This is a genomic window from Pseudomonas sp. GW456-L12 (genome assembly GCF_059424045.1).
In genome coordinates, this window is record NZ_JBWKZA010000043.1 from 15,136 (window position 1) to 40,585 (window position 25,450).

Genomic DNA, 25,450 nt, shown 5'->3' on the forward strand with positions numbered 1-25,450 from the left:
GCAACGCGTAAACAGGCCCGCTCCTGTGTGGATTGCGCTTGATTGGCATTGGGAGCGATTGATTACTTTTGCTGTGCATCCTTAGTTAATTCATTGTTCAGCCGCAAAATAATACGTTCAATAACACAGGCCGAAACGTTGTAAGACTCAACGCTCGGGTGTGAAGCGATCCACCCATTGTCTTTGAACTTATGCAGCAGATCATCCAGGCTCATTTTCTGCTCTTCGAATTCCACCCAGGTATTCTTTTCCGCTTCGAAGAGCGCCTTGAGGGTCTGGGTACGGCCTTCGTTCCAGTAGACATTCGGGGTGTCCGCTGGCCCCTGCAGCTCCTTCTTGATGATTCTTTCTTCTGGCAAAACCGTATTGCGCCCATCTTTGCTCAGGCCTAGCTCCTTGCTCATCAACATGTCTTCGCCACCTGCAACCATGTAAGGAGGGTAAATGCCATCCTCCCATTGCTTGCGAAACGGTGCCTTGATTGAAACGAACTGTTCCGCTGGCCCGTTAAGATCTGCTGGCGTGGGCGGGAGTGTTTCTCCGAAAGGTGTGGGAGGCGACTGTCGCGCCGGGTAACCAATACCGTAGCCGGCAATCGGCTGATGGCTTGTCTGGTGCAGACCTTCCACTGCAGTTCGCACCCTTGGGTTGGTATGTCTGGTCTGTTCCGTCTTTACAACATCCTGATCGATCATCATGACTCTTTCAGGGCGATACGAAAGGGAATCGGCAAAGGCCAGGGCCGATGCTCGCGCAGCGCCAAACCCTGTCAACTTTCCACCATCCCAACCGACCAGATGCAGATTCGGGTACTGTTCAAGCAGCTCTTTCATCGTCGAGGCATAGGTCGGGTAATCGAGCTTGTGGACAAGAAGATAGACAGGCTCGGCATGCGTGCCACGCTCATTCGTCATGTTTTTCGGGTGCCATGCCAGGCTGTAGTCCTTACTGAGGTCTGCACTCAGCTTGCTGGCACTTCCACCACTGATGACCAGTGCCGGAACAGTGCCTTTGTTCAGGTGTGGCTCATGTAACTGCGGGCCCCTGACAAATGAAAACCAACTGCCAGCACTGGGTATTGCGCGGTCCATGGCAAGCTCCCGGCAGGTATCAATGCGCTTATCAAGAACCGCCTGCATACTTTTAATGGCGTCTTCCCGAGTGTTTTTAATGGCGTCTTTATGCGGCAGATCGCCTACTTTGACCGGGGAGTATTTACAAGCCGGCCTGGTCTCGGGATTGATCCAGCGCGGATTGCGCTCCAGATTGATAGGCACGGCATTCACAGGGTTCTTGATGTTTTTTGCAGCAGTGACAGCGCCTGTACCCTCCAATTTCACAGGCTCCTGGAGTCCCTCTTGCCACAGCGCTCCCAGCACGGTGCGCTGTTCAAGGGCATTGCTAGCCAACTGTTTGCGAAACTCGGCGGCTTGTTTGTCACTGATCGCATCTACAGAGACATCCCCCCTGACGGCCAGCATCGTTTTAAAAAAAGCATCTTCGCCGCAGGCTGCCCAGACCTCTCCGGATTTGCTTGCCAAGTAGTTGTCCTTGCCGTCGTGGCATATCTCAATACTCTGTTTTTGTTGGTCCGCGGATAACATCCCGACATCCACCCAGCATTTCCCCTCCCCAGGGACAAATGCCGTATAGGGCCGGGTATCAGCATCATGTTTCCAGACCAGGGGCACATCGACGGGCCAGTCCTTGTCCTTGACCAGCGTCAAACTCAATAACTCCAAGGTGCTGCCGTTCAGCGAGCAAGGTGCATCTTGTGCAAGTCGATGGGAGGCATCATCGACCTTGCACAGCATTGCCGCTGATGTGTTGTACGCAAATATGCCGGTGTTGGCTGAGTTGCATTTTTTTTCAGCGGTGTTTTCGTTCTCGGAGAGTTCATGGGGACGACTGGCGGCGTGCAGGTTAGGTAGCGAATGACTCGGCGTCAGCATGGGGGATTTCCTCTTGGGTTAGTTGTTGCTTTCGACTGCTCGTGGAGGCTGGTCATTCAGTTTCACTGTGGTACGAGGCGCTGCTCCCAACTCAATACCAGCCATGTTGTTTACTGCTTTACCCATCCTGGTGTTCCGGCGAAGCCAACAGCAGCGAGCCCAGGGTGTGTAGGAACACCGCGGCACTGCGCAGTGCTGTCGATGGATTTTCCGTTGCGCGGACTTCGGATTGGCGCGCCTGGTCAGGAGCAGCCCCCCCCATGGGGGTTCCCCGGTAGCGGGCCATGACGCGAGTGACATAAGTCTGGGTTTCGGGGTAAGGCGGAATTTCCCGGCCGTACTTTTTTACCGCACCTTCTCCTGCGTTGTAGGCGGCGATGGACAGTTCCAGGTTGTGATCGAAATGATCGAGCAGCCATCTCAGGTAGGCCGCGCCGGCGCGCAGGTTGTCGGGTGCGTTGCTCAGGTCGGTGTAGCCAAATCGCGCGCCTGTGAGGGGCATGACTTGCATCAGGCCGATCGCGCCTTTATTTGAAACAGCGTCCTGTTGATACCGGGACTCCACGTGAATCATGGCGTGCAGCAAACGTGGGTCGAGGTGGTACTCCCTGGCCACGCTGTCAATCAGTGGGCCGTAGGGGAGGAGGGGCGGGGATGGCGCTACGCTGATCGCAGAAGGAGGAGGCGAAGAGGGCGGGACAAGGGTGGCCGGCGCAGGAGAAATATCGCTTTGAAGGTCACCTCGGGTCCAGGTCAGGGGCGCGTCCAACTCGATGTTCTGGGCACAGACCAGGGCAACCGGGCCACAGGCCAGGAGCAGCCCCATGCCGACCACTAACCTTCGCCAGCGGATCATGGCGCTTGCTGCTCGTAGTCCAGCTGCATGGCGATTCGCAGAATATGCGCCACCGGTTCGAACAGCTCGGCGGGAATGTAGCGGCCCACGTCGCACTGGGCAGCCAGGGCGCGGGCGGTGGCGATGTTCTCGACTACCGGAATACCCGCCTTTTCGGCAAGGGCGACGATGTTCAATGCCACATGGTCGTGACCGATTTCGATCACCCGTGGCAAGGGGGTTTCGCCGGGCTTGAAGTACAGGCAGACCGCAATGTGGGTGGGGTTGCGCACTACCGCTGTGGATTTGGCGACATTCGCCGCCAGGCTGCCGCTTTGCACTTCCCGGTGCGCTTCCTTGCGTTTTTGCTTCATGTGCGGATCGCCTTCGGCGTTCTTGTACTCCTGCTTGATGTCCTCCAGCGACATCATCAATTGCTGGTTGGTGTTGTAGCGCTGGAAGGCGAAATCGGCGATGCCGACCATCACGTAGAACCCGATCAGCACCGACCACATCCAGTACAGCAACTGTGTGCTGACCTCCAGGCCGCACGCCACGCTGCATAGGGGAAGGAACTGGATGGACGGCGCGTACTGTCGGATCAGGTAGAAAAATATCAGCGACAGGACCCCGACCTTGGCCAGGGATTTGCCGAACTCGAACAGGCTGTGCATGGAAAACATCTGCTTGGCGTTGGCCAGCGGGTTGAGTTTTTCCAGTGAGGGTTTGAGCGCCTCGGGCGCGAGTAACGGTCCGGTCTGGGCAACGATGGCCACCAGGGTGGTGAGGATGAGCATGGCCGCGATGCCTCCTGCCACCCGCACAACGATCGCCGCGAACAGCTCGCCCAGCTGCTTGAGCGCGGAGGCCAGGTCCAGGTTGATGGCGTTGATCGTGGTGTCGAGCAGTGCCGTGAAGCTGTCGAGCAGGTAGTCGCCTTCGAACATGAAATAACCGAGCATCACCGCCAGTTGCACGCCGCTGGTGACCTCCGTGCTTTTGGCGACCTGGCCCTTGGCGCGAGCTTCGCGGATTTTTTTCGCCGTGGGTTGCTCGGTTTTTTCGCTCATCGCAGGTGGTCCATCAAGGTGAGTACCTGCCGCACCCATTGGCTGCTCTGTTCAAGGGGCGCCTTGAACGCGAAGCCCAGGCTCATGATCAGCATCAGCAGGGCGAAGGCGCTTTTGATCGGCATCGACAGAAAAAACACGTTCAGTTGCTGGGCCGAGCGGTTGACCAGGCCAAGGGCCATATCCACCAGAAGAATGGCGACAATCGCCGGCATCGAGAAACGCAGGCACAACTCATAGGCCAGTTGCCACTGACGGGACAGGAACGCCAGAAAACCCGGGCCGAAATGAAAGACTTCGCCAGGGGGCAAGACGCTGTAGGAGTGATAGATCCCCGCGATCAACTGGTTGAAACCGCCGGTCACCAGGAACAACACGCCAAATACCTGGGTAAACAGGATGCCGAACAGTGACGATTGCTGGCCCAGCAGGGGGTTGAGCACGCTGGCCATGGAAGCGCCCCGCAAGGTGTCGATCAGAAATCCGGCCATATCCATGGCCCAGAACGGGATGGCGGCGCAAAAACCCATCATCAGGCCGATGCTCAACTCACCGCAGATCAGCATCAGGTAGCGTCCGGCCGTGGCGTTCTGGCGAGCGCTTTCCAGGGTTGGCCAGGTGTCATGAAAGGGAATCAGCGGCAGGGCAATCATCAGCACCAGGGCATTGCGCACCAGCGTGCCGCCGAGGGTGGCCTGGTTGAACAGCGGCACCATCAGCATCACCCCCAGGGGGCGCAGCATGCACAGGCCGATCACGGGTAGCCATTGAGCCAGGGTATCCACGCTCAGGCCCTCATCTGGTTGATCAGCTCGAACGACCGGTTGGCATAGGCCAGCAGGATGTCGCCCATCCAGTTGAAGGTCATCGCCAGGGTAATGGCCACAGCCACCAGTTTGATCAGGAATTGAATGGTCTGGTCCTGCACCTGGGTCAGGGCCTGCACCAGGCTGACCAGCACCCCGACCACGGAGGCGACCACCACCACCGGCAACGACAGCAGCAGGACCAACCACATCATCTGCATGGCCAGTTGAGTAATCAGCGCTTCACTCATCCGCCATGCCCTCAGTTGAACGACAACATCAGTTGGCCCAGCAGCTTTTCCCAACCATTCATCAAGACAAACACCAGCAGCTTGAGGGGCATCGAGATGGTCATCGGCGAGACCATCATCATGCCCATGGCGAGCAGGACGTTGGAGACGATCAGGTCGATCGCGATAAAGGGCAGGTACAGCAGCAGGCCGATCTTGAACGCTTCGATCAACTGGCTGACGGTGAAGGCGGGCATCAGCACCAGCAAGGAGCTGTCGGGGAGGCGATCGTGGTACTTCTGTGGCCAGATGTCGCGGCCGATACTTGAGAAGAAGTGCGCCTGGTCCGGCGCGGTATTGCGTTCAAGAAACACTCGATACGGCGCGAGTATTCCACTGTCGACCTGCCTGATGAAATCGTCGGACTCGCTTTGAATGGGATTGGCCGCCAGGTTGTCCTGAATCTCCAGGCCGATGGGCGCCATGATGAACATCGTCAGGATCAACGCCAGGCCGTACAGGGCAATGTTCGGTGGAATCTGCTGGATGCCCAGGGCGTTGCGCAGGAGCGAGAACACCACCGCCAGTTTCAGGAAGGACGTTCCAAGGATCAGCAGCAACGGCAATATGGAGACCGCGGACAGCAGAAGAATCAGGTGCAGCGGCTGGTCCAGCAGGTTCATCGATTCGCTCCGGGGGCTGTTTTTCCATTATCGGGCGAGGACCGCACAGCTCCCATCCGGCACATACCTGAGATTTTCGCCGGGTCAGAAAAGCCGGTCGATCCGCACAGCCAGCCTTCCATCGATCTCCAGCAGCAGGCCATGGGCAATGGTTTTGCCGGCGACCTTCAGGGTGACGAAGTCGTCGATACAGGCCGGACCTTGCAGTACCTCTCCCACCTGTAGATGGGCCAGTTGGTGCAGCGGTACTTCAAGCGAGCCGACTTGAACGACAACGGTCACCAGCAGGTCGCTGCCGAGGGGGGAACCGGGGGCGCCGGGCCCCGGGGTGATGTCCATCCAGTCGTTGAAATCGTCCAAGACAGTCTCCAGGGCAAGGGGCGCGGCATCGTGAGCCGAGAGGGTGGCCAGCGGGCGAGACAGGAACAGCCCCAGCTGGCCCTCGGTCGTCCGGTAGGCGTGGTGTAACAGCAATCCGTCACCGGGCCGCAAGCGTTCAAGAGTGTCTCGATCGACATGGCTCCAGCCGGCGATCAGGGCCGCGGGGAGCGTGCGATGGTCGCTGTCGTCCTGGGTGTCCATCGGCTGGAACAGTTCACTGAGGCTATCGAGCCATTGCACGGGGGCTTCCAGAACCGAGGCGGCCAGCGACCGGCCCTCATGCTCGAAGCACAGGCACCAGCTGGGGGTTGTCTCGACCGTTGCCGCCTCCAGGTGGCTGGCCGTGGGCCAGGCAACCGTGCTGTCCGCCAGCCCGGCTCCCGCCGAGGCGAGGGTCCAGCTCGCCAGGACCTCGTGCAGTTCAGTCGGGGCTGCCGACCAGTCCGGTACATCGAGCAGCGGGCGGATCCAGCGGCACCAGGCAGGGGCAGCGACCCAGAGACGAACCGGTTGGTTCAAGACCTGGGCGTGCACGATCAGTCCGTCGCCCCCGGCCATGTCGTAGGTGAGGGTCATGCCCCCCTCGAGCAGTTCCAGCCGCCGTCCACGACCGAGTTTGCGCAGCAATCGGCCCTCGGCCTGACTCAGTTTCGGCAATTTCACCAGGGCTCTCCGTTCAGCTGTTGCAGCGTCAGTGCCACCGGACGATTGAAGATCGCCGCCAATTGGTTTTCGAGTGACCCGCGGGTGCCGACGATGCGTTCAAAGGTGTCGCGGTCGGCGACCTTGATGTTCAGGCTCAACAGGCTGGCCTGGGCGCTGGCCTGTATCTCCAGTCCCGCCAGCGGGCCGTTGGTCAGCCGCAGGTCGAGGGTACCGGGATGGCGTCGGCCCAGGCCGCGCAACTGGGCGATGGCGGGAGCGAAGGCTTGCGCCAGGGCCGAACGCGGGTGTCGTGGCCACGCAGCCTCGAGGGCCGACGGTGTCGAAGGAATGCTCCTGGGAGTCGCCGGGTTCAACAGTGCGTCGAAGTCTCGTTGCTGTTGGTGGTCCGGGCGCGGGTCGCATGCAATGTGCGATGTGTCGCGCCTCGATGGGCTGGAGAGTGCTTTCAGGCAAGGCATGGTCATTCCAGAAGCCAGTTCAGTTTTTCTTGTTCCACCAGCAGCTTGCGCAGTTGTATCTGCCCCTGCGCCTGTTCACCGCGGATCCGCTGCTGTTCGGCGTGCAACGCTTCCAGCCGTTCGGTCATGGCATGGTCTTGCTGGTGGTATTGGGCGAGTTCGATCTTCAGGTCCCGCAGCGCCCGGTGATCGAGGACTTGTGAAACCTCGCAGCATTCGCGCCACTGGCGCCACAGTTGGCGGCGCTGCTGCAGTAGCTGGGCGATGCTGTCCTGCAGTTGGCTTTCCTGTCGGGCCAGCGCGCTCAGTGCGGCACGCAGGCTTTGTTCGCGCCGCTGCTTGAGTGACAGCAGGCGCCGCAGGGTCAGGCTGTCAGTGTCTGGCATAGGTGCTGGATGGTTTCCTGGAAGCTGTTCTTTTGCGTGGTGGATTGGCACAGCAATCCCCGGATCGCGTCACGACGGGCGAGGGCCTCATCGGCTTCGCTGTCTTGGCCGGCCTGGTATTCACCGACCCTGACCAGCAACTCGATGTCCTTGTAGGCCGCCATCAGGCGCCGCACTTTGCCGGCCATCTGCCGATGCTCGGGATCGACGATCTGGCTCATCACCCGACTGACGCTGGCCCCGATATCGATGGCTGGATAATGGTTGGCCTCGGCGAGCTTGCGTGACAGCACGATATGGCCGTCGAGAATCGAGCGCACCTCGTCGGCCACCGGTTCATTCATGTTGTCGCCCTCGACCAGCACCGTGTAGATCCCCGTGATGCTGCCGATGGCGGCGGGGCCCGCGCGTTCGAGCAAGCGGGGCAGGCGGGCAAAGAAACTGGGCGGATAACCGCCGGCACTGCACAGTTCTCCGGCGGCCAGGCCAATTTCCCGGGCGGCGCGGGCAAACCGGGTCAATGAGTCCATCATCAGCAGGACATTCTTGCCCTGGTCGCGAAAATACTCGGCAATGGTGGTCGCCGTGTAGGCGGCCTTCAACCGTTCGAGCGCCGGGCGATCGGAGGTCGACACCACCACAATGGTGCGTTCGCGGGCGGCCGGGGACAGCGTATGTTCAAGAAACTCACGGACTTCGCGTCCCCGTTCGCCAATCAGGGCAAGCACGATCACGTCAGCCAGGCTGCCATCGCACACCATCCCCAGCAGTGTGCTTTTACCGCCTCCCGCCGCCGCAAAAATGCCGACCCGCTGGCCGACCCCGCAGGTCAGCAGTGCATCGATCGCACGCACGCCCAGCGGCAGGGGCGTGTCGATGATCGGGCGGGTGAGGGCTTCGGGGGCCTCGCGCTCGACGCCGCGCCAGAGGCAATCGGCCGGGGCAGCGCTGCCGTCCAGCGGGCGCCCCAGGCCATCGACGACGCAGCCAAGCAGGAAGTCCCCCAGGGCGATTTCATGGGGTTTGCCCAGTGCGTGCACATGGCTGCCGGTGGTCACGCCGAGGGGCTCACTGAAGGGCGATAACACCGCGTAATCACCCTCCACGGCGACGATCTCGGCCTCGATCCCGGACGGTTCCAGTCGACACCGTTCGCCGAGCCCGACGCCAGGCAGGGACGCCCGCAACAGGGTCGGGCCGACTTCGGTGATTCGACCGTTGAAGTGCTCGCCGACCTCGGCCGTCGTGGCTCCCGCCCGCTCGAAGCCGGGCCTTTGCTCGAGCAAGTCGCGCAGGGTGGTGAGTTCCGGCGCGCGCATATCAAGCCTGCTCGATCAGGTCGATGTTGCCAATGACACGCAACTCGACTTCATCACCCAGTTCCTGGAACGACAGGACGTGCAGGCCCGAGTATTCACGCTCGACAATCTTGCGTACAAACCGCCGGACATCGATGGCGGTAATCAGCACGGCGCGACGTGGGTCGCCGTCGCCGACGCGTTCGCGGATGCCTTCGATAATGGCTTGGTTCTGGGTGGCTTCCAGCGTCGAGTAAGAGCCGGCGGCTGTCTGCCGGATCGATTCACGCACCAGCCCCTCGATGCCGTCGCCGATCATCCAGCCACTGATCCACGCCTGGTTGCCACGGTAGCGCGTGGCAATGTGGCGACGCAGGGCCACCCGTACGTATTCAGTGAGCATGATCGGGTCTTTCTCCCGCGGTGACCATTCTGTCAAGGCTTCGAGAATACTGCGCAGGTCGCGGATGGAAACGCCTTCACCTACCAGGCGTTGCAATACATCGGCAATGCGCCCGATGGGCATTTGCCGCTGCACTTCCTTGACCAGTTCGGCATGGCTGTTTTCCATGGAGTCCATGAGGAAACGGGTTTCCTGGACGCCGATGAAATCGGCGGCATAACGGTCCATGACCAGGGACAGGCAGTGAGTGATGCGGGCCTGGTCCCGATGCAGCACCACACCGAGGGCGGCCAGCGTCTCATGCTGCTCGGGGTCGAGCCATTGCAGGGTATGGCCGCCAAAGGGCAATTTGTCGTGGTGTCGTGCTTGCGCCAGGGGCATCGAGTGCGCATCGGCCAGCAGCAACCCCTCCGGCACCTTCAGGGTCAGGACTGGCTCCTGGTACAAAAGAATGCGCAAGGTCCCGGCTTCGAGCGAGGCATCGATCTGCTGGTGGATGTCGGGTAGCGGAATGCCCAGCTGTTCGAATTTCCTCTGCCGAAGCTGCTGGAAAGCCTCGTCGAGCCCCCTTGAACGCCCGAGGTCGCTGGCCATGAGCACCATCAGTGGAATCGCCCCCGGCGTCATCGCTGGCTGGCTGTCGTCGCCGATCAAGCCTGGCGGTGCATCGGCCGAGGTGCCGTTCGAGGCGGCACGGGGTTGACGTTTCCTGATCCACCAGGCGCCGCCGTAGACCGCCCCGGCCAGGCCGACAAAGTAAATGACCGGGAAACCGGGGATCAGGGCGAACACCAGCAACACCCCGGCGGCCAGGCTCAAGGCCTGGGGTTGTCGGGTGATTTGCTCGCTCAGGTCGCTGGCCAGGTTCTTGCGCTGCTCCCCCGGGACACGGGTCACGATAATGCCGGCGGTGATGGAGATCAGCAGCGCCGGAATCTGGCTGATCAGGCCATCGCCGATGGACAGGATGGCGTAGGTGGACATGGCGGTGCCCGCGCTCATGCCATGGATGAACACGCCGACCGCGGTGCCGCCGAGGATGTTGACCAGGATAATGATGATGCCCGCAATCGCGTCGCCCTTGACGAACTTCATCGCTCCATCCATTGCGCCGTACAGCTGGCTTTCCTTCTGGACCAGGCCGCGTTGGCGGCGGGCTTCATTGGCGTCGATGATCCCGGCGCGCATGTCGCCATCGATACTCATCTGCTTGCCTGGCATCGCATCGAGGGAAAAGCGCGCGCCCACTTCGGCGACCCGTTCGGAGCCTTTGGTGATCACGATGAACTGCACGATGGTGATGATCATGAACACAATCAGGCCGACACCGAGGTTGCCCCCGACGGCGAAGTTGCCAAAGGTGTAGACGATTTCACCGGCGTCCGCCTGCAGCAGAATCAAGCGGGTGGTGCTGATGGTCAGCGCCAGGCGGAACAGGGTGGTGATCAGCAAGACGGCCGGGAAGGTCGAGAACTCCAGCGGCTCGCGGATATACAGGGCCATCATCAACAGCACGATGGAAATCGTGAGGTTGATGGCAATCAGCAGGTCCACCAGTCCAGTGGGCAACGGAACGATCATCATGAACACCGCAAGCAGCAGAAGCACCGCCAGCACGATGTCCTGGCGGCCCGCGGCCAGCGAAAGCCAGTGACCGAGGCGGTTCATTGACGATCCCCGGCGTGGCGTTCGAGCAGCCGCCGCATGCATTTCAGGCACTCGATCCATTGTGTGACGTTACTGTCGGGTACCAGTGCGCCACTGAGCATTTGCTGGTCGCCCACGATATAAGCGCGCAGCGCGACCCCCTGGTTGGATGCCGGGTGGCAGTGCCCCAGCAGGGCTTTGAGCGTACTGAAACGCCGACAGGCTTCGACCGGGTGCGCCAGTGAAAGCAGCACCCGGTCCTGGGTGTATTCGATGTATAACCGAAAGGGCGGCAGGGAAAACTCCATCCGCGCCTCGACACGGCCAGGGCAAAGGTCCGACAAACGCAGGAACTCTTCAAGGCTGCGTTGCGTTTGTAGGTCCATCTGCATCCTTATTTTGTACACAATGGGCTAGCGGGCGCTCCGCTCCACGGCCTTATGGAGCGGGTCTGTGGTGGCTACGTCATCCGGTGGCAATGATCCCGAGTAGGTGGGCCTTCGAGCTATCGGGCCTTCACCTGATTTATCAAGCCTGTCTCGTGGCGTATCGTTTTGTGTGCTGTGCGTTGTGCAGCCTGTCGAGACCGTTATCCACATGCATAAACTTTGGCAAGCCTCACTGACCCGTAGTGTCATCGTCACCCTGACCTGCGCCATGAGCGCATTCTGGCTGCTGTCCGAGACCATCAGTTTTTATTACCGCTACAGCAAGGCCGAGGTCGAAGTCAGGGAAGACCTGGCCTGGGAACTGAACAGGGTGGCCGAGGAAGAGAATCGTCGTTATGAATTGTCCCAGGTCAGGGTCAACACCTTGTTGCGCCTGTGGAGCGAGCTGCTCAGGAATGCGAGCCTGTCGGGTACCCAGAGCAACGAACTGAAACACACGGTGTTCGTCCCCTTCGACGGGGTCGATGTGGACCAGGAACGCATTGCCGTTGCCGGCCAGGTCATTGAGATCTTTGGCAACTCGGACTCGGTCAACCGGACGGAAACCTTTCTGCTGGTGCCGGGGCAGGGCGTGTTTTTCTACCGCCCCGAGGGCCAGACGGCTGCCGACATGCAGGCCAAGATGCATGCGCTGCTGTCGCGTCAGTACCGATCGACCACCAGCGACAACTGCTGGGGCGGCGTGTTCGAGGATGGTCAGGGGCACCTGCGCAGTGCTGTGACCGCGGTTGACGCGCATTCGGGGATCACCGCCGGGCAGTTGTTGCGGATCGACGACCTGAACGCGCGCAAATATGACTTTTCGTACATCCTGCGTGATGCCGGCGGCAGCCTGTTATGGAGCGACAACAGGGAGGAGAGCGCAATGCTTGCCGCCCAGGGCGTGCAACCGGACTGCCAGCGCAAGGCTATGGAAATGGCGGGTTTTATTGTCGACTGTACGCGGCTCAAGGGGCCGCCATGGCAGTTGTTCGCCATCGCGCGCGGTGATGTCGCGATGGACCGGGTACTGCCGTTGCTGGGGTCGACAGCACCCTGGACGCTGCTGGCCCAGTTGTTGTTACTGGTGTTTATCGCGCTGATCCTCCAGCGCCAGCTGGGTCGGCCCCTGAGTCATATCGTCGAGCTCATCCATCGCCAGAAACAGCTCACCGACCTGAGCTATCGCTTGCCGGAAGGGCGCAAGGATGAGCTGGGTCGCATTGCCAGTGCCTATAACACGTTGCTCAAGACCCTCAATGCCTATCACCAGACACTGGAAGACAAGGTCAGGAGGCGAACCCGCGAACTGGATGCGGCCAAGCGTATCGCCGAGCGGGCCAGCCACCGCAAAAGCGAACACCTGACGAGCATCAGCCATGAGATACGCACGCCGCTCAACGGCATTGTCGGCGCGCTCAGCCTGCTCGAGCGCAGTAGCCTGTCCGAGCAACAGCAGGAACTGATCGGCACCGCGCGTCAGTCCTCCGGCTTTTTGTTGAGCATCATCAACAACCTGCTGGACTTCTCTCGAATCGAAGCCGGACAGCTGGAATTGTCCTACGAGCAGACGGCGATCCTGCCAATGCTCGATCAGGTGTTGCTGACGATCAATTTGCGGGCACAGGAAAAACACTTGTCGCTGCGTACCCTGGTGGCGGCCAATGTGCCTCGCTCGATGTCCCTCGACGGCGTGCGGGTGCAACAGATCCTGATCAACCTCCTGGCCAATGCCGTGAAATTCACCGCGCAGGGCGAGGTCTGCGTCCGGCTGGAACGGCGGGCGGAGATGCTGGTCATCGCAGTGCGCGACACCGGTAAAGGCATATCGGAAGAGAATCAGCTCGATATCTTCATGCCTTTCATCCAGGTGCGCGCCCATGACAACGGCAGCGGCCTGGGATTGGCCATTGCATCGCGGCTGGCGAACCTGATGGGCGGGGAAATCCTGCTCGACAGTCAGGTTGGCGTAGGATCGACCTTCACCCTGTTGCTGCCGATATGCGATCCCAGTGAACCCTCATTGGCCTTTTCAGCCCGGCTGCCGGCCCCGGCGGCATTGCAGACGCAGTTGGCCATTTGGGGCATCGAAGCCCAGCCGGGAGACTCGCCCTTGCTCGATATGCCCGAGCTGGTCTATCTGCCTGGCCGGTTATGGCAGAAGGTCAGCGCCATTCTGTTCGAGGAGAAGTTGCCGGGCGATGAACCGGCCTCGATTGCCCCCTGTGCCTGGGCGCTCAAGGTCCTGGTGGTCGATGACATGCAAGTCAATCGCGATATCGTCGGCAAGATGCTCCAGGAGCTTGGGCACCTGGCCTATTCGGCTTCCTCGGGGGAAGAGGCGTTGCGCTGCGGAAGAACCCATGTCTTCGATTGGGTGCTGATGGATATTCGCATGCCGGACATGGACGGCCTGCAAGTCACCCGGCTCTGGCGCGACATGGCCAGCGGGATGCTGGACCCGGACACCCCCATCATGGCGCTCACGGCGAATGCACTGCCCGACGAGCGCTATCGAGCCCGGGCCGCGGGGATGAATGGCTACCTCGCCAAGCCCGTCAGCCTGGAGCAACTGGCGAGCGGGGTCGAGCAGGTCGTTTCGCTGCAGTTGGCGCGGGGCATCGACCTGGCACCGAACCGCAAGTTGCAGCAACCGCTTTTCAACCTTGCGGACACCTCGCTGCGCGCCAGGTTCTATGAAACGCTCGAGATCGTGCACCGGGATATCGAAGCCGCGTGCCGCAAACAGGATCGCGCAGGCCTGCTGATGCTGTTGCACACGCTCAAAGGGTGTGCCGGCCAGGGCGGTCTTGATCGGGTGTACACATGGGCGCAGGACCAGGAGACCCGGGTCAGCCACGGCGAGTGGCTGAGCTGTGAAGAAGTCGGCTACCTGCGCGGGTTGATTTTGCAGAAGACCCATTAGGCCCGTCACACACCTTCAGTGGATACCCAGGCGGCACGCCCAGTTGACCAGGTCCGCAATGTTATGCGCATCGAGCTTGCGCATGAGGTTCAGGCGGTGGGTTTCGACCGTCTTGATGGTAATTGAGAGTTTTTCGGAGATATCCCGGTTACGGTCGCCTTCGGCGATGAGCTTGAGTATCTGGCGTTCCCGGGTGGTCAGGTTGCCCTGCCCGCCGACATTCGGGGCGCTGGTCACGTGCGCCAGGTTGAGCGCGGGATCGAGGAAGACCTGGCCGGCGATGGCGGTTTGCAAGCCGGCCAACAGTACCTGTTGGGAGCTCTTCTTCAAGATGTAGCCGAGCGCGCCCGCGGCCAATGCATCGCGGGCGCGGTGCTCGGAGGCGTCAGCGGTGACCACCACGATGGTCAGCTCGGGTCGGCGTCGTTTCAACTGGCGGATGACATCGATGCCATCCATGCCGGGCAGGCCGAGGTCGAGCAGTACCACGTCGGGCTTGAGCTCCTGGCAGGCCGCGTACACGTTCAGGCCGTCGACGATTTCACCGACGACCTCGTAGCCAGGCATCGCCGAAAGCAGAATCTTGATGCCGTAGATGAGCAAATAATGATCTTCGACGATCAGGATCCGTTGTGGGGCAGGCGTAGTTTGCAGATATGACAGCATGATCAAAAACCTGATTTTTTTTAGGGGCTGGGGCGCGAAGGCTATAGGGTTCAGGTCATTACCGGATTTAGATTTTCCCCAAAACTGACAAAATCGTGTAATTCCCTTCATCGACAACGCTATGAATTTTCCATCTTCCCTGGCTGGACTTGAAACCATTCGCGTGCATTCGAGAGTGGGGCAGCGTTGGCACATGACCCTGTCCGGTGTCCGCGGATGGTGCTGGGAATACCCGTTGGGGTTGTGCGTTGCCTTGGCCATCGAACGCACATCCATCGATGACGAATGGCTGGTTCGCACCAGTTTGTGGCTGGCATCGATACCAGAGAGTCTGGACGACAGTCTGTTACTGGACGGTGAGGATATTTTCCTGATTCGCCGCCATGACAGCCAGTGCCCTCCCCAGGAACTGGAGGCGCGCGTGCAACAACAGTTGTCCGTCGCCTGTTGGTTCGCCACCCATGACGCGTCACCCCCCGCACCCACCGAGACTCGTACCGTGGGACGCCTGGCATGAAGTGGCTGAGAGGCTGCCTGGCGGGAGTGGCGGTCTTGGGCGTAACCCTGGGTGCAAATGGCGCGATTGCGCCCCAGGACGCGCCAGCCTTCTTCTTGAACACCCGTGGCGCCAAGCTGGCCGATGTCTTGCGCGATCTGGGGGCCAACTATCGTGTTCCGGTGATCGTCAGCCCGCAGATTGGCGAGTCCTTTATCGGCCGCCTGGACGGCGGTACGCCCGAACAGACGCTCGAACACCTGGCGCAGCTCTATCAGCTTGCCTGGTACTACGACGGGCAGACGATTCATGTCTACAAGGCGCAGGAGGTGGGCAGCCAATTGCTGACACCGGCGTATCTGCCGGTACAGACCTTGATGACCCAGTTGCAGTCCACCGGCATCCTGGATAAGCGTTACTGCCGGGTGCGCAGTGTCCCAAGCTCCAATGCGCTGGAAGTGCAGGGTGTCCCCGCCTGCATGGAGCGGGTGTCGCGCTTGGCCGAAGGGCTCGATCAGCAGAAATTCAATCGCGAGCGTAACCAGGAGGCCATCGAGCTGTTTGCCTTGAAGTACGCCGCCGCCGCCGACACCCAGTACACCTATCGCAACCAGCAAGTGGTGGTGCCCGGCGTTGTTTCGGTGCTCAAGGACATGGCGCAGGGACGCACCTTGCCGCTCAAGGAAAACCAGGGAGAGCCGTCGGCGGACGATCGAAGCTTGCCGATGTTTTCCGCCGATCCGCGACAGAATGCGGTACTGGTGCGCGATCGCAAGCTCAACCTGTCGCTGTATACCGACCTGATTGCCCGGCTGGATCACAAACCATCGCTGGTCGAGATCTCGGTAGCGATCATCGACGTCAACTCCCAGGACCTTGGTGCCCTGGGGGTCGACTGGTCGGGGGGCGCGCGCATCGGTGGCGTAGGGGTCAGCTTGAACACGGGTGAAGGTTTTGATGCCGGCAATTTTTCTACGGTGATCGCCAACACCGGCAACTTCATGATCCGCCTCAATGCCCTGGAGCAAAACGCCAAGGCGCGCATTTTGTCGCGTCCCTCGGTGGTCACGCTGAACAACATGCAGGCCGTACTTGATCGCAACATCACGTTCTACACCAAACTGGTGGCGGAAAATGTCGCCAAGCTGGAGTCCATATCGGCCGGATCGCTGCTGCGCGTGACTCCGCGCGTGATCGGGGAAGGGAGCAGGCAGGAAGTCATGTTGAGCCTGATTATCCAGGATGGGCGGCAAACCGACCCGATCAGCCAGAGAGAGCCTTTGCCCCAGACGTTGAATTCGGAAATTTCCACCCATGCCTTGCTCAAGGCCGGGCAAGCCTTGTTGCTGGGCGGCTTCGTCCAGGATGAGGAAAGCGAAAGCGTGCGCAAGATCCCATTGCTGGGCGACATCCCCTTCATTGGCCGGTTCTTCAGATCGACGCAGAAGATCAACCGCCAAACGGTCCGTCTGTTTCTGATCAAAGCTGATCCCTGGCATCAACCCTGATAGGCCACTGATGGACTGTACCTACAAACTCAAGTGGCTGAACGGGCCGTTAAGTGGCCGTGAGCTGGCATTGCCCGTGGGCGAACTGCGGATCGGCGGCTCGGACTCGGACATTGCCCTGTGCCTTGAGCAAGATGCCCAGGCGACCTTGTCGATCGAGGAGGAGGCCATCCGGCTGGCGTGCGCGACGCCTGCCTGGGTCGAAGGGCAACCCTGGGAGCTGGAACAGGCACTGCCGCTGGGCCGGGTGATCGATCTTGCCGGACAGGCTTTTGTACTGGGTCGATCCGGCGATGAGCTGTCCACGCCAGGGGTGCCCGCGCGACTGACGCAGCGTAGCCCGGCGCGCGCGTCCGTGTGGCATTGGGGAGCCCTGGCCGCGGTCTGTGGGTTGGTGTTGGCCGTGGGGCTGCTGGCCTGGCAACCGACACTCAGGGTACCGGTCCTTGACCAGGATGAATGGCTGGCCACGCAATTGAAGGATCCGCAGCTCGCCGGCTTGAGTGTCCAGCGGGGCAACCAGGGTAGCCTCGTCCTCAAGGGCCTGTGTCATTCCTCGCCCAGCGTCGCAGGCTTGCGCGCCAAGCTGCGCGCAAGGGGGCTGCTGGTGTATGACGAGAGCGTTTGCGCCGACAGCTTGCTCGACAGTGTGCGCTCGGTGCTGAGCTTGAACGGTTATCGGGATGTCGAGGTCAAGAGTGGGACGCGACTGGATCGCGTGGTGATTTTCGGCAATATCGTCGCGGACACGACATGGCAGCGCACCAGCGCCCAACTGCGGGCGATTCAGGCGCTGGAGGGGTGGCGGGTGGTCAATGACCAGGCGCTGCTGTTCGATGACTTACTATCCCGGCTGACGGCGCGCCAAGTGTTGGGCGGCTTGAGTGTCAGGGTGTCGGACAAGGCCTTGCGGGTCAGCGGCCAACTGGATGCCCAGCGCATGGCCACGGTGACCGAAGTGCTCGATGCCTTCAATCGCGACGGTGCCCCACGCCTGTCGGCGGTTTTCCAGAACATTCCGGGAATGGCCTCGGCCGAACGCTACTTACCCTCATCGATTGTCGGCATTGGCGGCAATGTGGATTCCCCCTATGTGCAACTGGCCAATGGCATGCGCTTGCAGCAAGGCAGTGTTTTACCAAGTGGCTACCGCATTTATGCGCTCGATCGCTTGTCGATGGCCTTGCTCAAGGACCAAGAGCTGATATCGCTGCCACTGCCACTCTGAATCAGCAGATTGAAAAAGGAAGTTGAATGGCCCGTATCACCTATCTGGAAGATGCCTTGTTCGCCGATACCCAGGGCACATTGCGCCGGCACTTGCTGGACAGCCTTCGACAGGCCGAACACCGGGTGCGCGGACAATTGCGTCAGCCACAACCTGCCGCGCAGTTCCAGGCGCTGGAACAATGCGCCAATGCCTGCGCCAGTGCCGTGCAGGTTATCGAGATATTGTGGGGGCGGTATCACTCACCTATGCAAGACATCAGGGGCGCGCGGTGAAAACCGGTATAAAACCGATAAAGTCGTAAGTTGTTGGGGAGCAATCTGGTGACACTGATACTTGCTGCGAAAGTGCATGAAAACTGAAGACTCTTATTCTCTGATCTGAACCTCGGTAGCCACTCATCGTTGGTCGTTATTGAATAAATTCCAAATTTGGGGCGTTCAACGTCTATTCATGCCTTTTGCGTGCTTAATCTTGTTGCCAAGGAGTTCCTATGCACATCCAGAATGCCTCTGTCTTGTCACAACAGCCGCTGTCGTCTACTTCCGGAGTTGATGGCGTTCAGGCCCCAAAGGCCTTTTCCGAAGTTTATCCAAAGAGTGAATTCAAGACGGTCCCGTCCAATATCCATATGGTTTGGGTTGGCTCCCAACCGGGCGGCGACCAGGAAAAATACCTGAGGCAATGGGCGGAAAAGAATCCGGGCAGTACGGTCATGTTATGGGTGGACTCGCAACAGTTCGATGCTTACGCCACCAACAAGACCGCCCGACAAGAGGCCGAGAAGGTATTTCCGGACTACCAGGCCGAGAAGCCTTTGCGCGGCTTGTTCAGCCAGCTCAAGACCACCCTGGGTAACACCGATGCGTTGCTGAACCTGGGGGCACAAAAACAGGCACTGAGCGAACTGAACAAAGAGCTGTCGGCCAAGGGTAACGAGTCCTGGAAAGAGAAGTTATTGTCGGGTGCCGCCAAGGTGACTCCGCAGAATGCGGGTCAAGTGCTGGCGGCATTTCAGCAGCACACGCGCGGCAATGACGACAAATTCCTGCAAGCCGAACGTTTGATCCTGGACCAGACCGTCAAGTCCTGGGACCGCTGCGCGAGCAATCCACAACGCGATACTGCGAAACTGAACGCGTTGCAGGAAAAATTCAGTGATGTCAAAAACATCGAGATCCGTGACTTGAGCAATCGCAGTGATATCCAGCTCAAGAACAAGGATGCCTATCAACATGAAATCATCGGCCGCAATGGCGCGTACCCGGCCGCATCCGACATTGCCCGCTATGAGATCCTGCACGAGCATGGTGGCGTATACGCAGACATCGATCTGGAATGCATGCAGCCACTCAATGGCGTACTGCAGGCGCATCCGAACCTGATGCTGGTGGGGCTGGCCGAAGGCAAGAACGAAGCCAGTGGCAGCGCGACGCCTTATTTTGCCAATGCGTTGCTGGCCAGCCACCCGGGTAGCCAGATGCTCGCCGACTTCATTGACAAGATCGGTGAGGATTACCAGACGCTGAAGGGCAACGAGTTCCGTGGCGATCGCTATTTCAGCCGCCCGAACAAGAGCACGATCGAAGCGACCGGCCCCAACGGATTACGCGGGCACGTCGATAGCGTGGTGCGCCAGGCTCAGGAACAACCCGATCTGATGCGCAACGATGTGTTGTCGCTTTCAGAGCGGATCTGGGACAAGGGCCAGCAGCAGAACCAGGACTTCTGGTCCTCGATGGAGTCGCACTTCAAGTTCCCGGACGATTACGTGAATTTCGAAACCGAAGAGCAACAAAAAAGCGCGACCAAAGCCATGGGGGGCGTCGCACCGTCAACCGCATCCGCACCCCTTGAGGGCACGACTGTAAAAAAGTCTGAAGGCGCGGCCGGGATTGGCGCGCCTATGCGTCCAGGTACGGTGGTAAGCACCGAGAAAGTCGCGGCGCTCATTCTGGAAAAAATCAACGAGAAGCAGCAGCCCGGCAAACCCATGATCATCTTCATCGCCGGTCCTTCTGCATCCGGCAAGTCGGTGTTGACGGGCGCGCTACAGGAGAAAGCATTGCAGTTCGAGTCGGTCAAGACCGACCACTTCCTGAAATCGTTCTCGGAGCTGAGTGCCATTCCCGCCAACCAGGGGTTGCCAGTGGCAGACTGGCCTGTCGTTCACGGGCATGCCGACTCGTTCAATCGCTCACTGACAGAACAGCTTTTAGAGGCCCTCTCAACAGGGCGCGAGTTCAGCTATCCGTTGCCCAGCACCTATCGCGAAGGGGTGATGATTGGCGGGTTTCCACGGGGAGAGCGCGACACCAGCGGCCCCCACAAACAAGTCCAGGTACCGGTGAGCGAAACCTATTTGATTGAAGGCATTTCCACCCCCCATCTGGTCAAGGATGCCACCCATGTTTTGGTGCGCCTGGATTGCGAGTTTGATGAAACCGTCAAACGCCGGGCCGGTCGTGGGCATGATGCATCGATCCCGGCGCAAGTAAGGATCGCCGAGGATAAACGCCAGTATGAGACCTTCCAACAGGCGATGAGCCAACTTGGAGAGAGCGTGACTCCCGATATTCATCTGGACTCGTCCGGCATGACGGCGGGGCATTTCCGCTTGTTTTAATGGGGGCGACGGGGACTTTTTCCTGACCTGAAAAAGTGCCCCTGGAGAACCCTTGCATGGGTATTTCTTCAATTTCGGGAGTAGAGGCATGAACGGTTTGTCGCTCAGTCATATCCAACCCAGTGGTGCCAGCCTTGCATCGCTGAACAAGGCTATAGAAGGCCAAATGGCTCCGGGCTCGGCCAAAAACAGTGTGTCCGACCTATTGCAGGTCATGGAAAAAGTTCAGCATCGGACAGGGATTGTGGCCAGTCACTTAGCGCCCTTGCAGAGCGTAGCGAAAGAGCACAACTGCATTATTGGTATTCGTCCAGTTGAAACTGTGGCGACCGGGCTGATTGAGGAGGGCCATCCCACCAAAGACTTCCATATCAAAGGCAAGAGCGCCAACTGGGGGCCCCAGGCCGGAATGATCTGTGTCGATCAGGCTTTCAGCAAGCTCGAAGGTTGCCTGGCGTCGGATCCGGTGCGTATTGATAAATTCAACGGGCAGACTCGCCAATGCATCGAGGATGGTCACGCCGTTGCCATTCCTCTAGTGATTTCCAGGGAACGCATGGGCACGCTTCTGGCCGCTGATCTCATCACGGACATGCAACCTGCGGATGCCGAGGGCTGCATCAGGTTCAGCGCGAAAGCACCCGGCGGTAGACTGTACAAATTTGAAGCCGTAACCGGTGCGGTCGAGGGCCTGTACCAGATCAGCCAGCAAGGACAGCCGCTGGAAGTCCTGGCGAAAGCGCCGGGGGGTAAGGCGCTGACGGCCGACTATGACTTGCATCTGATCGGACCTCATATCAGCGATCTGGGGCCGCAAGACAATCTTCCGGTCCCGGATGTCGCGCACGACGTGTTCAAGGCTCGCATCGACGGATACAGCGCCAGGACAGCGGATTCGCGCCCCAGAAACCTGGCGCAGGAGCTGCGCCAGGATTATGCAAGCGCCGGCAGCTTTTACAGCAAGGAAGACCCGGATATCGGCAACGCCACGAGCCGTATCGCCGAGATGATTCCAGTGATCAATACGGCCCTGGTGGGCATGGGCGAGCGGGTGGTTCACCACAACGCGGACTCGGGCAGCCCGGCCAGCGATAGCGCCACCAACTATCCGGCGACGTTTTTCTTGCCGGCCAGACTCGGAGCATTTGATGAAATCTGTGTGATCGAGAACAGTCGGCAAATGGCCGAACTGATCCTGCAAGCGAAGAATAGCGGCTACCACATACCAATGAACCCGTTATGGGAACCCGAGGTGACCAGCGTCCGGCGTGCAGACTTTACACAGGCTCAAGCGCTGCTCGATCGCGCCTGATAAAGGGCCCGGGCCGATCCATGGTCGGTCCGGCCGATTTTCACAGGCCTTCGTCCGACAGTTTTTCCTGATACTCGGAAAACACCTCGGTAATCATTTTTCGTTGCTCATCATCCTCGAAGCACTCATCCGTCATTAATTTCACCAACTCCCCCATGTGTCGCACATAGGCGTATTGCCCGCGTGCGTCGGGCACCTGGCGTGAGGTCTGTTGTTCGAGCCAGTCCACATGCATCCACGACTGCTGGACGATTTCCAGTAATGTGCCGATGACTCCATCGCCATCCAGGCCGTCGATAGCCAGTGTGCGGGCAACGCGGTGACAATGATCTTCCATGCCGAAAAACAGCATGATGCGTTTCAGGTCGGTGATCACCGAGCCCAATTGGGCATCCATGGCCGGACCTTCAGCCGAGAGTTCGAAAGCCAGGGTCCGGATCAGCGTTTTCAGTTTGCGTTGGCGATCGTGCAGTTGGCGGAACTCTTCGAACCATTGCACCAGGCGCGTACGACGTGAAGTGGCACGCTGGTAGAGCTGCTTGAGGGCGAGAAAGCTGTTTTTGCCGGTGCTGCCGAACTCCAGGCGATTGAAGAGCTTCAATGTCCATTCGTCATCGTCCATCACTGCGCACAGAGCATCTTCCAGACGTTTACGCTGTGCGCCACCCAGGTTTTTCCGCCCGAGCAGCGATCCCAGCAGCAGGGCCATTTCTCCCGCATCGAGCCCTTTGTCACCCATGCACCCTAGAAGGTCCGACGCTTCATCAATGGCCAATGTGTGTTTATGCAGGTCTTCCATTTGCGCCGAGGCGGTTGCCGTGACGTGCTTGACCAGTTGCTGGAGCATGGCGCGGCTACGCGGGCGTTCAGACTTGCCATCACTTGTCCCGCGACCTGTGGCCTGCTTATAGGAGCCAAGGGCAAACCCCATGTTTTCCAGGGTTTCGGACAATGCATCGCCTGACACCTCGGCGGGCATGAAATCAAGACCCGTGGCCTGCATATCGAATTCGGTGCGCGCCAGTTCAAGGGCAGATTGCGCTGGGAAGACTTGTGTGGCGCCGGGCAGGGGGCGAGGCGCCGGGTTCTGAATCAGCGGAGTCGGCTTGATGCTGGCGGAGTCGGTCTTGGTAATCATTGGCAGGGGACTCATGCGGGACCTGCCGCAAACGCGACAGGAGCGATTGAAGGTGGGCGTCGAGATCGATGCGCAGGGTGAACAGGTGCGTTTCCAGCAAGGCCTGAGTCGTCGCCAGCGAAGAGCTGCCGAGTACCCGGACCTGAGGGTAGTCGGCAAAGGTATGTCGGACGTGCTGCTCGCAATCGGCGCAGACCCGGACAGTCAGAGCGCCCTGGGCAAGAAACGTCAGGAGCCGCTGCCGCACACGTCGAACCATCAGCTCGACGCCATCCTGCTCACCGATGAACTCCTCCAGGACCTGGGCAACGAGGGCGCGTAGCCGTGTGTCGAGGTGTTGGGCCAGGGTGGCTTCCAGAGCGGTTTCAGCGACATGCCAGTCCAGGGTTTCCTCGATGAGGCGTTGGCGCAAAGCCTCACGTTCGCTGGCCGCCTCGGCAATACCTTGATCCCGGGCCTGAATGCGCATCTGCTGGGCTTCTTCCTCGGCCTGGGCCAGGCATTCACGGGCCTGCCGTTGCAGTGCTTCGGCTTCTGCGCGGGCATGGGCAAGCACCGAGGTGGCATTGAAATATTGCGCCAGTTCTGCGGCAGGAATGACCACCGCGTGGGGCGTACTGCCATGCAGGGCAATACAGGGAATGTTGAGTGGGTTCATAAAAAACGACCGAGCTTGGTCAGCCACTGGGTCGCGTTTTCCCGGACCGCGAGCAGGGCATCGGCAACCGGCGGCAAGCGCAGGGTGAGCAGATCATTGAGCGGGGCTTGTTCGATATCGCGTAGCCACCAACGGGTGCCGGCATGCAAGGCCGCCTGGCTCAGGGTGTCAGCGGGCAGGGCCGGCTCGGTGTGGCTCCAGCCTCGGTGCAAGGCCAGCAGATGGTCGCAGTGTCGTTCATCCAGGTAGGGCTCAAGTGCCTGGCGATGGTCCTTGATCAACAGGTGATCGGGACAGTTCAGCGCCACGACCCCGAGGGCGATGACCAGTTGGGGCAAGCGTGGCTCCAGCGCGAGCATGGCGCGCTGCCTGGCGTCGAGGCCGGCGGGCAACGACGTCCAGGTGATGCCGCGGTGTCGCAGGATCAAGCGGTCGATACTCGGTCGACAGGCCGGGCGATTGCGGTAGACCGTGCGCCAGGGAGCGAGTCCGAGGTGGGGCCACCAGCCTTCATGCATCCAGGCGCCTGGTTGCCAGCCCCATTGATGCAAGTGTTGTACGCTCTGGTCGATGGTTACCTGGGTCATTGGCTTCTGGACCGCAGCCATTTGCCAAGCGTGATCGCGAGGATCAGTACCGCCAATGCTGCCAGCAGGAGCATGAGCGGCAGACGATTGCGCTCGAGCCATGTGAGCGGCGCAGGGCTTGGCCCGGGTTGCTCGGGGAGCGGCTGATAGCGGTAGTCGGCGGCCTGCAGGACGATGCTGATATTCTCGGTCAGCAGGTTGGGCACGCTGTTGAAGATCAGACTCTTGATCGCGGTTTCGCGATTGAGCAAATTGCGCTCGGGGCTGTATTTGATGAAGACCGAGGCCGAAGGCTTTGCGGTCTCGCGCGGGTTCTGGCTGATCCCTTCGCCAATCGACACATGGGCGCTGATCACGCCATCCATGGCCTGCAGCATTTTTTCCAGCTGCTGTTCTTTCAGATAGAGGATCTTCGCGTGTTCCTGCACCGGTGAAGTCACCAGCTGGCCGGAGGGAAACAGGTCCTCCAGGGTCGCTACCTTTTCACGTGGCAGCCCTTCCTGGCGCAACAGTTCGACGGCATTGATGAACTGCGTCTTGTCGACCTTGATCGTGACAAGTCCACTCTTGGCGATTTCCTTGCTGGCATCGATATTGCGCAGTAGCAACAGCGCCAGCATCTGGTTGGCGTCGGCTTCGGACAACTCACTGTACAACTCGACCTTGCAGCCGCTGAGCATCAGCACCAGCACGCCGATGCAGCCCAGGCGCAACCAGTCCCTGGTCATTGCATGCTCACCAGCTTGTTCACCCCTTGGGCAAGGGATCCGGCGGTCTTGGCGATCAGGTCGACTTCGACGATGGCGTGCAACATGTTCGACTGTGCAGAGAGCATTTTCAACGGACTGTCGAGCACGCTTTCACGGGCCGTTGCCACAGCACTACTCAGGGTACGGGATTGATTCTGCAACTGGCTGAGGGCCGATATCTCCGCAGGGCTGTCCACCTGGCCGAACAACGCCTGGTTGAACGCGGCAATATCGGTCGGCGTGGGGGGCGAGGGCGCGGAATCTTTCGGCACGTGAAGTGCGGCCATGCGCACAGCTTCGATTTCCATGGGGG

Annotated in this window: 25 protein-coding genes; 7 read left to right on the plus strand and 18 right to left on the minus strand. The window is 60.1% G+C overall.

Annotation, left to right across the window (positions count from 1 at the left end):
• Positions 1 to 62 precede the first annotated feature (62 nt).
• The 12 genes from AC07Y9_RS29850 to AC07Y9_RS29905 form a co-directional block, all read right to left on the minus strand.
• Positions 63 to 1,952: a hypothetical protein gene (locus tag AC07Y9_RS29850; RefSeq protein WP_256581000.1), complete on the minus strand. Its 1,890-nt coding sequence runs from the start codon at positions 1,950 to 1,952 to the stop codon at positions 63 to 65.
• Between the two features lie 118 nt (positions 1,953 to 2,070).
• Entirely contained in the window at positions 2,071 to 2,808 is a 738-nt protein-coding gene (locus AC07Y9_RS29855; RefSeq protein WP_207240251.1) for a lytic transglycosylase domain-containing protein, read from the minus strand.
• Positions 2,805 to 3,857 (minus strand): EscU/YscU/HrcU family type III secretion system export apparatus switch protein, encoded by a 1,053-nt coding sequence (locus tag AC07Y9_RS29860; RefSeq protein ID WP_102681240.1) that lies wholly within the window; start codon positions 3,855 to 3,857, stop codon positions 2,805 to 2,807. The genes AC07Y9_RS29855 and AC07Y9_RS29860 overlap by 4 nt, the downstream gene beginning before the upstream one ends.
• Positions 3,854 to 4,642: a type III secretion system export apparatus subunit SctT gene (gene sctT / locus AC07Y9_RS29865; RefSeq protein ID WP_087091830.1), complete on the minus strand. Its 789-nt coding sequence runs from the start codon at positions 4,640 to 4,642 to the stop codon at positions 3,854 to 3,856. Before sctT ends, AC07Y9_RS29860 begins: the two co-directional genes overlap by 4 nt.
• Positions 4,643 to 4,644: 2 nt before the next feature.
• Complete coding sequence (gene sctS, locus AC07Y9_RS29870; RefSeq protein ID WP_053280204.1) at positions 4,645 to 4,914, minus strand: type III secretion system export apparatus subunit SctS; 270 nt, start codon at positions 4,912 to 4,914, stop codon at positions 4,645 to 4,647.
• Positions 4,915 to 4,925: 11 nt separating this feature from the next.
• Positions 4,926 to 5,576 (minus strand): type III secretion system export apparatus subunit SctR, encoded by a 651-nt coding sequence (gene sctR, locus AC07Y9_RS29875; protein ID WP_053280203.1) that lies wholly within the window; start codon positions 5,574 to 5,576, stop codon positions 4,926 to 4,928.
• A gap of 84 nt (positions 5,577 to 5,660) precedes the next feature.
• The gene (sctQ, locus tag AC07Y9_RS29880) at positions 5,661 to 6,620 is read right to left on the minus strand and encodes a type III secretion system cytoplasmic ring protein SctQ (RefSeq protein ID WP_102681241.1); all 960 of its coding nucleotides are present in this window, start codon (positions 6,618 to 6,620) and stop codon (positions 5,661 to 5,663) included.
• The gene (locus tag AC07Y9_RS29885; RefSeq protein WP_146021810.1) at positions 6,617 to 7,081 is read right to left on the minus strand and encodes a hypothetical protein; all 465 of its coding nucleotides are present in this window, start codon (positions 7,079 to 7,081) and stop codon (positions 6,617 to 6,619) included. Before AC07Y9_RS29885 ends, sctQ begins: the two co-directional genes overlap by 4 nt.
• 2 nt (positions 7,082 to 7,083) lie before the next feature.
• Positions 7,084 to 7,467 carry a hypothetical protein gene (locus tag AC07Y9_RS29890; RefSeq protein WP_102681242.1) on the minus strand — a complete coding sequence of 128 codons (384 nt, stop codon included), beginning with the start codon at positions 7,465 to 7,467 and terminating at the stop codon, positions 7,084 to 7,086.
• Positions 7,446 to 8,786 carry an EscN/YscN/HrcN family type III secretion system ATPase gene (locus tag AC07Y9_RS29895; protein ID WP_102681243.1) on the minus strand — a complete coding sequence of 447 codons (1,341 nt, stop codon included), beginning with the start codon at positions 8,784 to 8,786 and terminating at the stop codon, positions 7,446 to 7,448. The genes AC07Y9_RS29890 and AC07Y9_RS29895 overlap by 22 nt, the downstream gene beginning before the upstream one ends.
• Position 8,787: 1 nt before the next feature.
• The gene (locus AC07Y9_RS29900; protein ID WP_087091825.1) at positions 8,788 to 10,836 is read right to left on the minus strand and encodes an EscV/YscV/HrcV family type III secretion system export apparatus protein; all 2,049 of its coding nucleotides are present in this window, start codon (positions 10,834 to 10,836) and stop codon (positions 8,788 to 8,790) included.
• The gene (locus AC07Y9_RS29905; RefSeq protein ID WP_102681244.1) at positions 10,833 to 11,201 is read right to left on the minus strand and encodes a type III secretion chaperone SycN; all 369 of its coding nucleotides are present in this window, start codon (positions 11,199 to 11,201) and stop codon (positions 10,833 to 10,835) included. Before AC07Y9_RS29905 ends, AC07Y9_RS29900 begins: the two co-directional genes overlap by 4 nt.
• A 211-nt stretch (positions 11,202 to 11,412) precedes the next feature.
• Here AC07Y9_RS29905 and AC07Y9_RS29910 point away from each other — a divergent pair, with 211 nt between their 5' ends.
• On the plus strand, positions 11,413 to 14,169 hold the full coding sequence (locus AC07Y9_RS29910; RefSeq protein ID WP_102681245.1) for a two component system sensor kinase: 2,757 nt from the start codon (positions 11,413 to 11,415) through the stop codon (positions 14,167 to 14,169).
• Between the two features lie 15 nt (positions 14,170 to 14,184).
• On the opposite strand, the gene AC07Y9_RS29915 is transcribed toward AC07Y9_RS29910, so the two are convergent.
• Complete coding sequence (locus AC07Y9_RS29915) at positions 14,185 to 14,835, minus strand: two component system response regulator (RefSeq protein ID WP_087091822.1); 651 nt, start codon at positions 14,833 to 14,835, stop codon at positions 14,185 to 14,187.
• A 121-nt stretch (positions 14,836 to 14,956) separates the two neighbouring features.
• Between AC07Y9_RS29915 and AC07Y9_RS29920 the strand changes: the two genes are divergently transcribed.
• The 6 genes from AC07Y9_RS29920 (at position 14,957) to AC07Y9_RS29945 (ending at position 22,005) form a co-directional block, all read left to right on the plus strand.
• Complete coding sequence (locus AC07Y9_RS29920; protein WP_146021811.1) at positions 14,957 to 15,352, plus strand: hypothetical protein; 396 nt, start codon at positions 14,957 to 14,959, stop codon at positions 15,350 to 15,352.
• On the plus strand, positions 15,349 to 16,839 hold the full coding sequence (locus AC07Y9_RS29925; protein WP_102681247.1) for an EscC/YscC/HrcC family type III secretion system outer membrane ring protein: 1,491 nt from the start codon (positions 15,349 to 15,351) through the stop codon (positions 16,837 to 16,839). The genes AC07Y9_RS29920 and AC07Y9_RS29925 overlap by 4 nt, the downstream gene beginning before the upstream one ends.
• A 10-nt stretch (positions 16,840 to 16,849) precedes the next feature.
• A complete protein-coding gene (gene sctD / locus AC07Y9_RS29930; RefSeq protein ID WP_102681248.1) occupies positions 16,850 to 18,067 on the plus strand; it encodes a type III secretion system inner membrane ring subunit SctD in 1,218 nt (405 codons plus the stop codon).
• A 26-nt stretch (positions 18,068 to 18,093) separates the two neighbouring features.
• Positions 18,094 to 18,342 (plus strand): EscE/YscE/SsaE family type III secretion system needle protein co-chaperone, encoded by a 249-nt coding sequence (locus tag AC07Y9_RS29935; protein ID WP_087091818.1) that lies wholly within the window; start codon positions 18,094 to 18,096, stop codon positions 18,340 to 18,342.
• A 218-nt stretch (positions 18,343 to 18,560) separates the two neighbouring features.
• Positions 18,561 to 20,693, plus strand: coding sequence for a TcdA/TcdB catalytic glycosyltransferase domain-containing protein (locus AC07Y9_RS29940; RefSeq protein WP_102681249.1), 2,133 nt, complete (start codon positions 18,561 to 18,563; stop codon positions 20,691 to 20,693).
• Positions 20,694 to 20,781: 88 nt separating this feature from the next.
• A complete protein-coding gene (locus AC07Y9_RS29945; protein ID WP_256581001.1) occupies positions 20,782 to 22,005 on the plus strand; it encodes a CyaA/EF/ExoY family adenylyl cyclase toxin in 1,224 nt (407 codons plus the stop codon).
• A gap of 40 nt (positions 22,006 to 22,045) precedes the next feature.
• Here AC07Y9_RS29945 and sctW read toward each other — a convergent pair whose 3' ends face one another.
• From sctW to sctI, 5 genes are all read right to left on the minus strand, one after another.
• Positions 22,046 to 23,143, minus strand: coding sequence for a type III secretion system gatekeeper subunit SctW (gene sctW, locus AC07Y9_RS29950; protein WP_102681250.1), 1,098 nt, complete (start codon positions 23,141 to 23,143; stop codon positions 22,046 to 22,048).
• Positions 23,031 to 23,801 carry a hypothetical protein gene (locus tag AC07Y9_RS29955; RefSeq protein ID WP_146021812.1) on the minus strand — a complete coding sequence of 257 codons (771 nt, stop codon included), beginning with the start codon at positions 23,799 to 23,801 and terminating at the stop codon, positions 23,031 to 23,033. The genes sctW and AC07Y9_RS29955 overlap by 113 nt, the downstream gene beginning before the upstream one ends.
• Positions 23,798 to 24,388, minus strand: a complete 591-nt coding sequence (locus AC07Y9_RS29960; protein WP_158246002.1) for a type III secretion system domain-containing protein — start codon at positions 24,386 to 24,388, stop codon at positions 23,798 to 23,800. Before AC07Y9_RS29960 ends, AC07Y9_RS29955 begins: the two co-directional genes overlap by 4 nt.
• Positions 24,385 to 25,116, minus strand: a complete 732-nt coding sequence (gene sctJ / locus AC07Y9_RS29965) for a type III secretion system inner membrane ring lipoprotein SctJ (RefSeq protein WP_102681253.1) — start codon at positions 25,114 to 25,116, stop codon at positions 24,385 to 24,387. Before sctJ ends, AC07Y9_RS29960 begins: the two co-directional genes overlap by 4 nt.
• A partial coding sequence (sctI, locus tag AC07Y9_RS29970) for a type III secretion system inner rod subunit SctI (protein ID WP_218277448.1) occupies positions 25,113 to 25,450 on the minus strand: 338 nt, incomplete at its 5' end. The genes sctI and sctJ, both read right to left, overlap by 4 nt.